This window comes from Enteractinococcus coprophilus (assembly GCF_006716305.1).
GTDB lineage: Bacteria > Actinomycetota > Actinomycetes > Actinomycetales > Micrococcaceae > Yaniella > Yaniella coprophila.
In genome coordinates, this window is record NZ_VFOU01000003.1 from 496116 (window position 1) to 510254 (window position 14139).

The following is a 14139-nucleotide window of genomic DNA, read 5'->3' on the forward strand; positions in this document are numbered from 1 at the left end:
AGGCCCAAAGTAGCCACGTTGAGCCCTGCTGATATAACAGTTCTCAACATAGCTTGAGGCTGGTCAACCCGTTAGAACTGACCGATTACGTCAACATCGTAGGCAAGCACCATTACAGCAGTGGCAGAGCCCCCAATGCTCGTGTCATACGTCATGGAACCACCAACCTCGACAAGCATTTTCACGTGATCGTCTTGGACAACGTTTGAAAAAATATCAGCGGTACCGACTAGGGCAACCGTGTTGATGTCATAGTTGTACCGTCGCGATTGCTTCGTTGCGCCGGTATTAACGCGAATCGAGATTTCACCCATGTTCGCATCAGCTTGCGTAACTGCACCGTACACAACGTATTTTTCCCCTTTGTGTGCATCTGGGTTTCGTTGGACCAGCTGCCAATCACGTTCGGAGATAGATTTGTAGTTAGCAGGATCGCGTTTAGCCGCCTCTTCTTTAGCTTCTTTCCATTTCTCGTGGCTAGCCGAGACCGCAGGTGACGATTCGGAAATGTACGATGACGCATCTTCGATCGCAGTAGTATTCTCAGCCAATGCTTTTCTACTGCTCCCATCAGGTGTTTCCTCGAGTGCTTCTTCCAAAGTCTTTACGTTGCCGGATAACGCTTTATACGTATCCTTATCGTCAACTTTGCCTTTAGTCTTCTTCAGAAGCGCTTGGGCTTCGTCCAGTACTTCGGCAGCCTCCGTCGTGGCGGTGATATAGGCATCTCGGTCGCCTATCGCATCGAGTAAGGCTTCTGTTGGCGCACGAAGAGCCTCGTCGCTTTCGCGGAGTTCTTCGGTTCGATCTTCGATACTAAAGCTCATGACTCCGGGAGCATCCGCATTCATTAAGGCACTGGCTTCTCGCATGTGAGCATCGAGTTCTTCTTGCAATGCCGGCTCTAATTCCCCAGCATCCTCCAAGGCATCTGCAGAAGCTTTGTGACTCGAGCTGAGTTTATCTAATGTCTCGTTATAAGTCTCAAGTTTCTCAGAATTATTCGAATACGCTATCCCCGCCCCGCTGCCGATTAAGGCTAACGCGACAACAGCAGAAAGGCTGGTTATCAGAAGCTTCTTCTTACGCTGCGGTCTTTTTCGTTTGGTCAGAGCATACGGCGCTGGAGGTGGGGGCGGAACGTTTAGATTACGTCGATTCTGAGATGGCTGTGATTTCGGTGTCACGAAGGATTACTCGCAATTCTTAACAACTCAAGGTGGTGATGAGAAGCCACACCCTACGTCGTGAATAGACACTCATAACGATAAGGATAGACAGACTTCAGAAGATAACCATACTTCAAAACAGGACCCAATCATCAGATAAACGTCCTATCATGTCGATATAAACCGTGCCTCAGCTTGATTTATCCCTCCTGCTATCCGGACTGTGGACGCATCTCGAAGATCCATTCAAAGCTCGGGGGTCTCGGAAGCGTCAAGCAAGACGTAACTGTGCAGGATCACAGCTCTTCTAAAGGCGCCGACTTAGCTTCTTGGACACCCTCTAGCAGTGGTCGGAAGACTAATCCTGCAAGTACCGCACCAAGGGTAGGAAAGATCAGAAAAACCCAGAGTTGCATCAGTGACTCTCCCCCACCGTAAATTGCGGCCGCGATCGAACGCGCTGGGTTAACTGAAGTATTCGACACGGGGATCGCAATCAAGTGGATGAGCGTCAGGGTCAGACCAATGGCAAGGGGCGCGAACGCCACGGTGGCTCGAGACGACGTCGTTCCGATGATGATAAACAAAAAGACCGCGGTAAGAATCACTTCGACCATGATCACCGCGAGCAATCCGTAACCATCCGGCGAAGCTTCCCCATAACCGTTCGAAGCAAAATTCCCCAGGTCTACTCCCTCACGGTTCGTAGCGATGATGAAGAGCAGCGTCGAGGCTAAAGCACCCCCAAAGATTTGAGCAATGACGTAGCCGGGGACGTCTTTCCAGGCGAAGCGTCCGGCTGTTGCCAGCCCGATGGTGACGGCGGGATTAAAGTGACCACCAGAGACTGGGCCGAAAGCGTAGACACCAACCACTACCGTCAGGCCAAAGGCTAACGCGATGCCATAAAATCCGACGTGCTCTCCGGCAAGTACTGCGGTGCCGACACCGCCGAAAACAAGTAGGAAAGTGCCAAGAGCTTCGGCCGCGATGCGAGCAGATGTCGTGGGTTTAATTTCAGTTGCCATGAGCCGCTTCTTCCCTCTTAAACATCAGGTGAATACATCATATGACATATGCCACGAAAAGAGGTCCGGTCAGAAACAGTTTTGCAGCTCAGGAGCCGGGGTCACGCCGTAGCCCTTTCTACCTGTCTGCCATCTCGGCACGCTTATGAAGAGCGGTCTTCGGTGTCGTCTTGTGTACCGGAGGGCCCTCGTTGCGTTGGGATTGTTCCGGTTTCTGGGTCCCAGCCGTCTGCCCATTCCCCGGTTTCAAAGTCATAGCCCACTGGTTCACCGTGCTCATCGGTGCGCTGATACCACTCCGTGTAATCTTCGTGTGCCGAATCAGTCCCACCGCTGGCTCCTGCACCAGGCACTGATGCCACGACTTCTAACCGGAAGTCATCGCCATATTGGCCCACACCTTCGCGGACCGCTTGGCCGATGGCATTTTCAGCGTATCGGCGCCGAAGAGCGTAGGGGTCGGTCCGAAGTTCTTTCAGCCACGCGACTATGACGAGCAACATGATGACTGCGAATGGCACTGCGGTGATGATAACTAGAGATTGCAGGCCTTCTAGCGCCGTCTCATCACCTAGCAGCAGCATCACCATGGCAATGCCGCCCATCACAACACCCCAGAACAGCACTACTGCCTTAGGCGGATCTTTGCGTCCTCGAGTCGTGAGGATGCCCATGACCACAGAGGCTGAATCAGCGGCAGTGATGAAAAATATCGCCAGGATGACCATGATCAAATAGGGCATCCATTGAGCAAATGGGAGGTTGTCCACTACAGAGAACAACACCTGGGGCACTGCCATGTCGTCACTAAAGCCCGGTTTACCTTCCCGGTACATCCAAATCGCCGATGCGCCCATGACTCCGTAGGCGACGATCAATAGGGATGACGGGATGAGTATGACGCTGAGGATAAATTGTCGGATCGTGCGTCCGCGCGAGATGCGCGCGATGAAGATGCCGACAAAGGGTGACCAAGAGATCCACCAGGCCCAGTAATACACGGTCCATGCGGCCTGAAAATCAATGGTCTCTTGGCCCCATGCTCCGGAGCGTGCCATGAGTTCAAACAGGGAGCCGAGGTATTCCAGCGTCGCCGATGGTAAGAGGTTGAGTAAGAAGACTGTGGGGCCAAGTAAGAACACGAAGGCGACAATGCCGATCGTGAGCACAATGTTGATGTTCGATAAATATCGAATGCCTCGCGCCACCCCAGAGACGGCTGACAGGATAAATCCGACCATGAGCACAGCAATAACGAGTGCCAAAACCGTATTGGTAATTTCAGAAACACCGGCCACGATCGTGATGCCCTCACCGATTTGCAACGCGGCGATGCCTAGAGCTGCAGCAGTCCCAAATAGTGTGGCGATGATCGCGAAAATATCCACCAGGCGACCAGCAAAACCATCTGCATAGTCGCCACCAAAGAACCTGCGGAAGATCGAGGACATCAGTAGCGTTCGGCCACGACGATAAGCGAAATAAGCAATAGCTCCACCGACTAAGGCGTACATGGCCCAGGCATGGAAACCCCAGTGGAAATACGTCTGAACCAGTGCAAACTGCATCGCTTCGGTTGATTCTGCCGGGATCGTCAGCGGGGGCGGATTAATGAAATAGTTCAGAGGTTCCGCCGGCCCCCAAAACATCACGCCAATGCCCAAACCTGCCGCGAACAACATGGCGACCCAGGAGAAGGTCGAGAACTCTGGCTTCTCGTCATCTTTCCCGAGGGGAATTTTGCCGTATCGTGTGCAGGCCAGTGCTACGAGACTAAATAATACAATGCTAGCTACTGCACTAAACAGCCAGCTGAGGTTGTTCATGACCCAGGTATAAGTAGCACCGGATACTTCTGCCACGCTCGCCGGATTGGTGAGCCCCCAAATGACGAACGCAACGGTGAGGAGACCCGCAACGCCGAAAATAATTTTATCGACACTATATTTGCGTCGTTGTTCATCAACACTGATGCCAGGGACCAAGGCGGGGTGGATATCGTGCGGGTACTCGGGGCGAACGTAGTCCCATGATCCAGGCGCACGTCTTGCCTTCCGGCCGCTCCGTTGAGCAGTTTTCAGGGCCTCGTCCCCTGGTGGGGCGGCTTGTTCGTCCACGGTCGTACCTTTCGGTAGCTTGCATAGGTATCAGTTCACCAGGTCATAGCAAGATTAACGAACTTTTGGCCGCAAACCTGTACATTACGACTGATAAGGCAGCCAGGTTTTGACTCCGAGTTCATGAGCTAAGCCTCGAATAACTCGTTATGTCGCAGCAATCGGATAGCCCAATTATGACTGCGGCGCATTACCTAGAGCTAGGTTAATCCCGGCGATTGAGACGATGCTCCAGATCATCGACACGACGTTTTAGCCGTTCGATCTCATCTCGGTCTGTTGCGGTGGTGTCATTGGATCGCGGTCGCTGGGCGATGGTATTGGCAACCATAATGATGCCCCACATGATAATGGCAACGATGGCAATCCATGCCCACCACGGAATCTCAGCCACAATGTTCCTCTCCTGCTCAGTCGGGAACCCGGCATCATGCCTAGCCAGAAGGGCATTCCTGACATCTTGAGTTCAGTGTAGTGACTCGCACCAGCAGATACTAGATGTCACCTTGCCTGTTTTGATTGGAACAAGACCCCTGCCGCTGCTGCCACCGAGCAGTTAGGGTTGAGCAGTATGATCTTGCACGAATTAGTCGCACCATATGAATTTCTGATCGGAACGTGGCAGGGCCAAGGTCGCGGTCACTACCCCACCATTGAGGACTTCGAATATAGCGAGACCGTCACGTTTTCAGCGGTCCCCGGCAAACCGTTTTTGCGGTATGAACAGCAAACAGCCAACCCCGCTGGCGGACCAATGCACAGCGAGGTTGGCTATTTTCGACCACGCGAAAGTGGTCATATTGAGTTTGTGCTCGCCCAGCCGATGGGTCAGACCGAACTGTTAGAAGGAACGGCAACCACCCATGACGATGGCAGTCTGACGATCGTACTGGGCTATTCGCAGATCCATAACACCACGACCGCCAAACTGGTTGAGCAAACGGCACGGCACTATGTCTTTAGTGCGGACCGCACTGCGTTTCGTTTTGAGTTTGATTTGGCCGCGGTCGGCGAGCAGCTGCAAAATCACCTGCAAGCCGACCTGCGCAAGATCTCTTAGAGCTCGTCTGCCATAAAGACTTCTGTCACGTAGTAGGCGGGCTCTTCGTAGGGGTGCGCCGCGATGGCCGCGTCAATCACGCTGCGGGCAATCTCGCGCGGTGCCAGAACTTCAATTTTGTGTTCGGGCACATCGGATGGGACCCCCACCGCCCCAATAGTCGGCTGCGCCCCTTCTACCGGGGTGAAGCGGCCAACACCGGTCGTGGACCAGCTGGCGCCACGGTAGTTGCCCAACCGTCCGGCGCCGGCTTCATCAAGAGCCTTGCGCACATCTTCGGCATTGCCCATCGGCACGTAGATGCTGATCTGCACCCATTTTGTGGCGGCCATCTTACTTCAACGATTTTCCGGCTGAGCCCAAGTTCTGGCAGGCTTCGACCACACGCGCGGCCATGCTGGCTTCGGCGGCTTTGCCCCAAGAACGCGGGTCGTATTTCGATTTATCGCCGACGTGGCCATCGATCTTCAGCACGCCGTCGTAGTTATGGAACATGTGGGTGGCCACCGGACGGGAGAACGCGTACTGGGTGTCAGTATCAACGTTCATTTTGATGACGCCATAAGACACCGCATCAGCAATGTCCTGGGCCGAGGAGCCGGAACCCCCGTGGAAGACCAGGTCGAACGGGCGCTCTTGGCCGAGTTCGGAGCCAATGGCATCCTGGATTTCTTTGAGCAGTTCAGGACGCAGTTTGACGCTGCCTGGTTTGTAGACGCCGTGGACGTTACCGAAGATCAGCGCGGTAATGTAGCGGCCGTTCTCACCGGTGCCCAGGGCTTGGACGATCTGGCGGGCGTCTTCGACTGTGGTGTAGAGCTTTTCATCGATTGCAGCGGCATAGCCGTCTTCTTCGCCGCCGACGACGCCGACCTCAATTTCGAGGATCTGTTTGTTGAATTTAGTGCGCTCGAGCAGTTGTTCTGCGATGCGCATATTTTCTGGCACGGTTTCGGCCGAGCCGTCCCACATGTGGGAGTGGAAGATGGGGTCGCGGCCGGCTTTGACCTCGGCTTCGGAAGCATCCAGCAGTGGGATAACCCAGTTGTCAAGTTTATCGCGCATCGCGTGGTCGGTGTGGATCGCAATACGCACACCGTAGTTCTTGGCGACTTCTTTGGCGAAGGCAGCAAATGCCAGGGAGCCGGTGACCATGTCGTTGATGTTCGAACCGGAGAAGTAGTTTGCCCCACCGTTGGAAATCTGGATGATGCCATCGGATTCGGCTTCGGCGAAACCGCGCAGGGCTGCGTTGAGGGTTTGTGAGCTGGTCACGTTGATCGCAGGATACGCATATCCGCCGGTCTTGGCGGCGTCGATCATCTCGGCGTACTGGTCTGGGGTGGCAAATGCCATGAAAGCTCCTTGGGTATGAAACTTGGGATTCTTCGGGTAAGTCTAGCGAACTGGTGCACCGTGTTGTCGGATCCAGGAGTGCATGGCAATACCTGCGGCAGACCCGGCGTTGATTGACCTCGTCGAACCGTACTGGGCGATCGACAAGGTGGCTTGCGCGGCGTCGTGGATTTCCTGGGACAGCCCGGGGCCTTCTTGGCCGAAGACCATGACACAGCGTTCGGGGAATGCGAAGGTCTCGATGGGCACCGAGTCGGGAAATAAGTCCACCCCGAGTACTGACAGGTCCTCGGATTTGGCCCATTCGAGAAAGGCTTCGACGGTTGGGTGGTGGTGGACATGCATGTATTTATCGGTCACCATCGCCCCGCGGCGGTTCCAGCGGCGTCGTCCAATAATATGGACGGCGGCCACGTTGAACGCGTTGGCCGTACGGACGACGGTGCCAATGTTGAAGTCGTGCTGCCAGTTTTCAATCGCAATGTGCAGCGGGTGGCGCTTGGTGTCCAGGTCGGCAACGATCGCCTCCACGGTCCAGTACCGGTAGTGGTCGGCGACGTTGCGGCGGTCGCCCTCGGCTAGGAGTTCTTGATCCCAGTGCTCGCCCGTAGGCCATTCACCTTCCCATGGGCCGACGCCGACTTCGCGCTCTTCCCAACCGGTCTCGCGGTGTTCTGTGGTCATTTCGTGTCGTTTAGCACCCATGCGGCGCCGGCAGCGGCGGCGGTTGAGACAAGTACGGATGGCCAGGCGCCGATCTTCTTGGCCAGCGGGTGGGAGGCACCAAAGGCACCCAGGTAGATGGTGGTAAGGAGCGCGGTGGTGCCGGGCCCGGAGGTGCGGTACCAGCGACGTCCGGCAGCAATGCCTGCCGCGCCCAACACGACGCCACCCAGTGGACGGATTTTGGTAGCGCGAGCGGAGACATACCTGCCGATCATGCCAAGTGCCACAAGTCCTACGGTCGGTTCGGCTTTCTTTTGAGCCATCAGGAGTCCTTTCGGTTTGGGGCTTGCGAGCAGCTAGTCGGTCAAGCCCAGGTCGTTTTTGGTAAACGCGTACAGGTACGGGACGCCGGCTTCGGCGGCTACGTGTTCTGCCGCCCCGGTGTCACGGTCAACGATCACGGCAACGGCTTGGATATCGCCGCCGGCCTTGCGCACCCCGTCGACTGCGGTCAGCGCTGAACCGCCGGTGGTCGAGGTGTCCTCTAAAATCACCACTTTGCGCCCGACCACTGAAGGGCCTTCGACCTGGCGAGACATCCCGTGGGTTTTTTGTTCCTTTCGCACCACAAAGGCGTCAATGTTCCGGTCCCCGGCGGCGTGCATGACGGCGGTGGCGACCGGATCGGCACCCATCGTCAGACCGCCGGCGGCCTCGAACTCGATTCCGGCGTCGTCCAATAGACCCAACATCACCCGGCCGACCAGCGGTGCAGCCTCGTGGTGCAGGGTGATACGGCGCAGGTCAATGTAGTAATCAGCTTCTTTTCCAGAAGACAAGGTGACTTTGCCGTGCACCACGGCCAGTTCGCGAATCAGTTCGGCAAGCCGCGCACGGTCGGCATCAAGATCATGGGTCATGGGCTCTATCTTACGTTGCTCATAGCAGGTGGCGACCCTAGGTTGCATTCACGTCTTGACCCGGTTTGCTCGGGTAGGGTACGGGATAGAAGTTTTTACGGCATTTACGAAAAGGAACCTTCATGTCGATCAAATCCATGGGCAAAATCGCCGCCGTTGTAGCCGCCACAGGCCTGGCATTGACCGGTTGCGCCAATGACGACGCCAACCAAGCTCGCGCTCAGGAAGAAACCTGCGGGGTGCTGATGGGCTCGAGCAATAAGGCCAATGAGGCTGCCAGCCGCGCGATGCAGTCCGGCGGCTCAGGTGGCCCACGTGCGGCTCGCGTGATTGAGTCAGCCGCCCTGGATCTCCGCAACCATTCGTTTGATCGGTCCGACGACGTCCAGGTTCCTGGAACTGATGAAACCGTTGCCCTGCGCACGATGCTGCAGGTTCAGGCCGAACTCTATGACGAAATGGCCACTGCTATCGAAAAAGATCCGGCAGCGATAAACTCCATGAATCCGGATGACATTGAAGTCAACGGCATGACGATCACCGAAGCCAACGAAATTGTGGGCACCTACTGCGGCTCCTACTTCAATTCCTAATCGGTCGACATAGATGCGGCGTCTAGTCGTTCCGGTGATTGCCGGGTTGGTACTCGTTGGCTGTGGTGATGCTGCAGCCAACGAGACGTGCCAGGATCTGCAGGAGCTTGAACAGCGCATTATCGAAGCGGACCCTGACAACACCCAACTGTTAACTGAGATTTACGACGACGTTGTCGACGTTGGTGAGCGGACCGAGGGTGAACTGGGTGCTGCGCTGCTGAAGATGCAACCGGTGTTCGAACAGTTTGAAGCACTGGTTGGTGACGACGAGCAGGCCGCGATTGCAGCTCAAAAAGCTCAGGCTGCTCAGACGGAAGAAGAGATCGCGGCCATTAATGATGCCGCGAAATACATTAACGAAACCTGTGAGCTGTCGGTTCTACTCTGAGACCGTGTCAGGTTTCGAACTGTGTTGTTCTCCTAGTCCGGCCGGTTCGGTCGGGATCTTCTTGATAAATAAGGACAGCACAAATGCCACAGCGCTCAAGCACCCGGTGGCTAAAAACGCCGAATTCGCGCCGTCGGCCAGGGCTATTGTTTCAGGTACGCCTTGGGCTTGAGCCTCTCCGGAAACGTTGCTGTAGATGGTGATCATCACGGCGGTGCCGGCGGCCCCGGCCAGCTGTTGCAGGGTGTTGAGGATTGCCGAGCCGTGGCCGAATAGGTTGGCTGGCAGGGACGACAACGCCGTCGTCATTAATGGACTAAACAGCCCGGCGAGACCGATCGAGAAGATCACGTGGATGGCGATGATCAGCCAGATGTTGGTGTGTTGATCGACGGTGGCCAGCCAGAAGATGGAGCCGGTGACAATGGCCATGGCAGGGATGATCAACGGGCGCGGGCCGAAGCGGTCATAGAGGCGGCCAAAGAATGGTGAGAGCACACCTTCAAGCAGACCGCCGGGTAGCAAGACGAGGCCGGCGACCAGTGCGGTGACCAGTAGCGAGCCTTGCAGGTAGAGCGGCAGGGTGTTGACAGTGCCAAGGAGCGCGCCGAAGAGCACGATGAGTACTGCCAGGGAAATCGTGTAATTCCGCACGGCCAGGGGACGCAAGTTGAGCAGTGCGCGGTCGTGTTTACCCAATGCGATCTGACGCCAGACGAACAGTGCCAGGCTGATGATGCCTGCGACCAGGAGCATGAGGCCGATGCGCGCGGCCTCGCCGCCGTCGATGATGATGCCTATCGAGCTGACGCTATAGACCAGGCCGCCGAAGGCGACGGCGGAAAGGATCACGGACAGGACGTCGAGCGGGGTGTCGCGTTGTTCGCTGATGTTCGTAAGTTTTGCAGCTCCGATGATCCCGGCAAGAGCCACGAGTGGGACCATGAACCAGAAAATACCGTGCCAGGATGTGAAGCTCAAGATTGCGCCCGCCAGGCTGGGGCCAAGTGCCGGGCCAACGGCCATGACCACGGAGATCAGGCCCATGATCGTGCCGCGGCGATGGAATGGAATGAGCGTCATTGCAACGGTCATCAGCAATGGCATGACGATTGCGGTGCCGATGGCCTGTGAGACGCGGGCGGCCAGCAAGATACCAAATGAGGGCGCTAGGGCTGCGATGACCGTACCGATCAGAAACGCTGCGATCGCGAAGATGAAGGTCGAGCGAGTGGTGAAGCGATCGAGCATCCACCCGGTAGTGGGCATGACAACGGCCAAGGTCAGCATGAACCCGGTGAGTAACCATTGGGCGGTGGCGGCGGTGATGTTGTAATCGGACATCATGGCTGGCAGCGCGATGGCCAGGGTGGTCTCGTTGAGGAGCATCACAAAGGCAGTGAACAGCAGGATCGATAGCACAACGACTGTTGAGCGCGGCAGTTTATCGCCGGAGACGGGTGCTGGTTCTTCGAGTTTGGCAGGCTCGGGTGTGAGCTTTTCAGACATGGGTTCAACCTCAGGGTTGCCACGGCCCCTTCACGGGGAGGAAATCAGGACAGCGTGCCCGACAAAAAGCTAGTCTAGCGCGTCAATTGGCCACGTGAAGGCAGGCTCAAAGCCAGAAGGGGGCGGAGGTTTGAATACCTTACGATCCCAACTGCTAGGCCAGCGGTTGGTTAGGTCAGCTGCAGATCGGTGATGCAGGTGGCCGCTTCGTCGTCAGAAGCGAACTCCGTGGTGCCGGTCAGGTCCTCGTAGCTGATCTCAATCGTGCCGCTGGTATCCACCGGTACCCAGACGCCGACAAACCCGTTGTCGAAGGTGCTGCGTTGTTCATCAACGAGCACTTCACCCGACTCATCCGTGATCGTCACGTGAACGTCTTCCTCGCTCATCTCGCCGACGCACGTCGTCAGGCTGTGGAAATGGCACTCATGGGTCTGGTTGATGAAGGGGGCAATCGACAGATAGAAGGAATCTTCCGGCAGCTCCAGTGCTGTTTCTTCGGCCGCCGAGGCCAGTACTAATTGCTCGGGCATGACCGAAGCGATGAGATCGGTCGGGCGTTCAGCCAGTGGCACCCGGTCTAGGTGATCAATCATCTCGACGGCGTCCATACCCTGAAGCCCGTGGGTTTCGATGAGTCCCTGCACGGATGTCTCGGTTGCGTCTGAATGGTGTTCTTCACTGTCACTTGAACATCCAGTTAACAGTAACGCGCCAGCCAACAGAGCACCGGCTGTCACTTGTACACCCTTGCCCATGAATGATCCTCCCAAATGCCGTGGTGCGCCTGATTCGGCGCCCTCCCCTATCCTAAACTCAGCGTGTCCCAGGAGTAGAACCGTTCGTCAGGAGTGTCGGTCTCACTTCTTCGACTGAACACGGTAGCCCCATAGTCCCAGGAGCATAATCACGATACCGATCGGGGCGACGATTGCAGTCAACGTTGCGACGTCGAGCGTCATCGTACTACTCGGTTGGTTCGCCGTCATCGGCGTGTTCACGGTAGCGTCCCAACTACCGTTGATCCACAGCACCACCATTGTGCTCAACAGGAGGCCAACTCCGAATCCAACTGCGCGGAGCCACCCTTTGGGAGTGTCCAGATGTTCCATGATCTTCACTACCCAGACAGCCACGGCGATACAGAGGAACAACCACAGAAAATTACCGATCGATGTCGGGACCTTACTCACCAGACCGGATGCTACGAGCGATCCTGCCGCTAGGGCCGCTGCGCCCATGACAATCATGGGAATTACGTTGGTCACCTCGGACCACCACGAATCGCCCTTTTTCCTGTTTTTGGACATAGCAGTTTAACTCTTCCCGTGTGTTTCTTCGAGACGTGTGGGCTGTTTTTATAGTTTCAGCCTCATGCCTCATCGCACCCCAGCGCAGCTTACCTGTTCGGCATCTGCATGAGCTCACGTTTCGGAGCGCGAAACCCGCACCTCTTCAATATTTTCGCCCCGGCCGTAAGTTCTCCACACCACCGCCCCGCAGGCAGCCAGGCGGGTAGGCTGGAGAGTATGAAATTTGCGACTTGGAATGTGAATTCACTGCGCGCCCGAGCTGATCGGGTCGAAGACTGGTTAGACGAACACGACGTCGATGTCCTGTGCATTCAGGAAACCAAATGTAAAGACGACAACTTCCCCTGGGGCATGTTCGAGATGATGGGTTACCAGGTGGCTCACTTTGGATTCTCCCAGTGGAACGGGGTCGCCATCGCCTCCCGCGTTGGGCTGGACGACGTCGAATATGGTTTTCCCGGCCAGCCTGAATTCGGCAAAAACGGTGTCGACCCGGAAGTCGAGGCCCGCGCGATCTCGGCCACCGTGGGCACCAAGAAGACCGACGTCGAACCATTCCGTCTCTACAGTCTGTACGTTCCAAACGGTCGCGCGCTGGAAGATGAGCACATGGAATACAAGATTCGCTACCTCAACGCGCTGCATGAGCACGTCACCGGCGACCTCACCGAGGACACCCGGGTGGCGTTGACCGGGGATTTCAATATCGCCCCGTATGACGAAGACGTCTGGGACATGGAGTTCTTCTTAGAAAATGGACTGACCCACATCTCCGAACCAGAACGCGCGGCCTTCCGTCAGTTCGAAGACGCCGGGCTGATCGACGTCGTTCGCCCACGCCACCCCGGACCAAAAACCTACACCTACTGGGACTACCAGCGCCTGCGGTTTCCCAAGAACGAGGGCATGCGCATTGACTTCATCCTGGTATCTGAGAACTTGGCCGCCGATGTTGAGGACGCCTGGATCGACCGCGATGAACGCAAGGGCGAGGGCGCATCCGACCACGTCCCGGTGGTAGTCGAACTCGACGACTAGGAGCATGCATGAGGCATATGGCATTTTTGCGAGTCTACGTGCCGCTGGAAAAACTCCACGAGCGTCTACACCAGCTGGCCCGCAACGCCGCGAAACTGTCACGTGCCGATATCGAGGCTGAAGCCGCCGAAAGACTCAATCAGCGGCTTCAGCCCGATTCCTTCTCACTGGCCCCGCGCTCCTCGGATCCCCCGATCATCCGGGTGCTAGAAGCCGTGGACCTGGCCGGTAAAACCCGGCAGTACTTCCACGTGAACTATCTGGAGCGTGCGGCCTTTGAATCCCAGTACATGCGGCGCAAATACTTTGACGACGAGCTCTACAACCGCTTGGTGCCGCCCAAGACCCTGGACACGTTAGAAAAGATCAGCGAACTCCAGGCCGATGCGGGACTGATCAGCCGCCCGGTACCCAATATGCGCATGGAACTGTGGCAGGTGCCGTTAGTCTGGCTGGCGGCTTTCACCGGCGATCCCGAAGACTACGACTACCAGTCCACCACTGAATCGATCGTCGATGGCACCCGGGTGGTGCGCCGGGTGCGGGACTTCTATGTGGCGTTTCACCAAATTTCTTGGGTCTACCGGTACTTCGACACCTATGGGCCCGACCCGCAGAAGCACCCCTATCGCAAGGCTCTGGTCAAGCTGGACAGCTGGATGGCCTCTTACAACATTCGTCGACCATTCGAAGGTCTGCTGGAGCTCGACTATGGCGCCCTGACCCAATACGCTTGGCCCGATGAAGCCGGCAAACTGTTAGCCGAAGGGCACGCCGCGATTGAAGAGGTGTCCCAGCTCGAAGACGACCTGGAAAACGAGTTCCTGGAAATCAACGACGACTACGGGATCTTTCCTGGAGTGCCCCCGGCTATGCTTAAACGAGCAGCCGATACAATGCAGGCAAAATACCAAGCGGCCGCCCGAATATGGGAGCGTATTAGCCGCTACGAACATGCCAACTAGCAGGAAGGTCACCA

At 56.5% G+C, this 14139-nt stretch carries 17 protein-coding genes; 5 read left to right on the forward strand and 12 right to left on the reverse strand.

Features of this window, described 5'->3' with window-relative positions; genetic code table 11:
- Positions 1-71 precede the first annotated feature (71 nt).
- The 4 genes from FB556_RS10265 to FB556_RS10280 form a co-directional block, all read right to left on the reverse strand.
- Positions 72-1187, reverse strand: coding sequence for a hypothetical protein (locus FB556_RS10265; protein WP_170200440.1), 1116 nt, complete (start codon positions 1185-1187; stop codon positions 72-74).
- Between the two features lie 278 nt (positions 1188-1465).
- Positions 1466-2197, reverse strand: a complete 732-nt coding sequence (gene aqpZ, locus FB556_RS10270; protein WP_141867332.1) for an aquaporin Z — start codon at positions 2195-2197, stop codon at positions 1466-1468.
- A 143-nt stretch (positions 2198-2340) separates the two neighbouring features.
- A complete protein-coding gene (locus FB556_RS10275; RefSeq protein WP_141867334.1) occupies positions 2341-4314 on the reverse strand; it encodes a BCCT family transporter in 1974 nt (657 codons plus the stop codon).
- A gap of 205 nt (positions 4315-4519) precedes the next feature.
- The gene (locus FB556_RS10280) at positions 4520-4708 is read right to left on the reverse strand and encodes a hypothetical protein (protein WP_141867336.1); all 189 of its coding nucleotides are present in this window, start codon (positions 4706-4708) and stop codon (positions 4520-4522) included.
- Positions 4709-4885: 177 nt separating this feature from the next.
- Here FB556_RS10280 and FB556_RS10285 point away from each other — a divergent pair, with 177 nt between their 5' ends.
- Positions 4886-5374 (forward strand): heme-binding beta-barrel domain-containing protein, encoded by a 489-nt coding sequence (locus FB556_RS10285; protein WP_141867338.1) that lies wholly within the window; start codon positions 4886-4888, stop codon positions 5372-5374.
- Here FB556_RS10285 and FB556_RS10290 read toward each other — a convergent pair.
- From FB556_RS10290 to pyrE, 5 genes are read right to left on the reverse strand one after another with little or no spacing between them, the layout of a single operon-like run.
- Complete coding sequence (locus FB556_RS10290; RefSeq protein WP_141867340.1) at positions 5371-5706, reverse strand: YqfO family protein; 336 nt, start codon at positions 5704-5706, stop codon at positions 5371-5373. The two genes, FB556_RS10285 and FB556_RS10290, sit on opposite strands and share 4 nt — an antisense overlap.
- Before the next feature lies 1 nt (position 5707).
- Entirely contained in the window at positions 5708-6730 is a 1023-nt protein-coding gene (gene fbaA / locus FB556_RS10295; protein WP_141867342.1) for a class II fructose-bisphosphate aldolase, read from the reverse strand.
- A 42-nt stretch (positions 6731-6772) separates the two neighbouring features.
- Positions 6773-7414 (reverse strand): TrmH family RNA methyltransferase, encoded by a 642-nt coding sequence (locus FB556_RS10300; RefSeq protein WP_246057380.1) that lies wholly within the window; start codon positions 7412-7414, stop codon positions 6773-6775.
- Positions 7411-7719 carry a hypothetical protein gene (locus tag FB556_RS10305; RefSeq protein ID WP_141867346.1) on the reverse strand — a complete coding sequence of 103 codons (309 nt, stop codon included), beginning with the start codon at positions 7717-7719 and terminating at the stop codon, positions 7411-7413. The genes FB556_RS10300 and FB556_RS10305 overlap by 4 nt, the downstream gene beginning before the upstream one ends.
- A gap of 33 nt (positions 7720-7752) precedes the next feature.
- Entirely contained in the window at positions 7753-8316 is a 564-nt protein-coding gene (gene pyrE / locus FB556_RS10310) for an orotate phosphoribosyltransferase (protein WP_141867348.1), read from the reverse strand.
- A gap of 122 nt (positions 8317-8438) precedes the next feature.
- Here pyrE and FB556_RS10315 point away from each other — a divergent pair, with 122 nt between their 5' ends.
- A complete protein-coding gene (locus FB556_RS10315) occupies positions 8439-8909 on the forward strand; it encodes a hypothetical protein (protein WP_141867350.1) in 471 nt (156 codons plus the stop codon).
- 13 nt (positions 8910-8922) lie between these two features.
- Positions 8923-9300 (forward strand): hypothetical protein, encoded by a 378-nt coding sequence (locus tag FB556_RS10320; protein ID WP_141867352.1) that lies wholly within the window; start codon positions 8923-8925, stop codon positions 9298-9300.
- Here FB556_RS10320 and FB556_RS10325 read toward each other — a convergent pair.
- The 3 genes from FB556_RS10325 to FB556_RS10335 all read right to left on the reverse strand — a co-directional run bounded on the left by FB556_RS10325 (position 9292) and on the right by FB556_RS10335 (position 12119).
- Entirely contained in the window at positions 9292-10809 is a 1518-nt protein-coding gene (locus FB556_RS10325; RefSeq protein ID WP_141867354.1) for an MDR family MFS transporter, read from the reverse strand. The two genes, FB556_RS10320 and FB556_RS10325, sit on opposite strands and share 9 nt — an antisense overlap.
- Positions 10810-10979: 170 nt before the next feature.
- Positions 10980-11567 carry a CueP family metal-binding protein gene (locus FB556_RS10330; RefSeq protein ID WP_141867356.1) on the reverse strand — a complete coding sequence of 196 codons (588 nt, stop codon included), beginning with the start codon at positions 11565-11567 and terminating at the stop codon, positions 10980-10982.
- A 102-nt stretch (positions 11568-11669) separates the two neighbouring features.
- Complete coding sequence (locus FB556_RS10335; protein WP_141867358.1) at positions 11670-12119, reverse strand: DUF3810 domain-containing protein; 450 nt, start codon at positions 12117-12119, stop codon at positions 11670-11672.
- 219 nt (positions 12120-12338) lie between these two features.
- Here FB556_RS10335 and FB556_RS10340 point away from each other — a divergent pair, with 219 nt between their 5' ends.
- On the forward strand, positions 12339-13160 hold the full coding sequence (locus FB556_RS10340; protein ID WP_141867360.1) for an exodeoxyribonuclease III: 822 nt from the start codon (positions 12339-12341) through the stop codon (positions 13158-13160).
- An 8-nt stretch (positions 13161-13168) separates the two neighbouring features.
- Entirely contained in the window at positions 13169-14125 is a 957-nt protein-coding gene (locus FB556_RS10345) for a DUF8083 family protein (RefSeq protein ID WP_141867362.1), read from the forward strand.
- Positions 14126-14139: the final 14 nt, after the last annotated feature.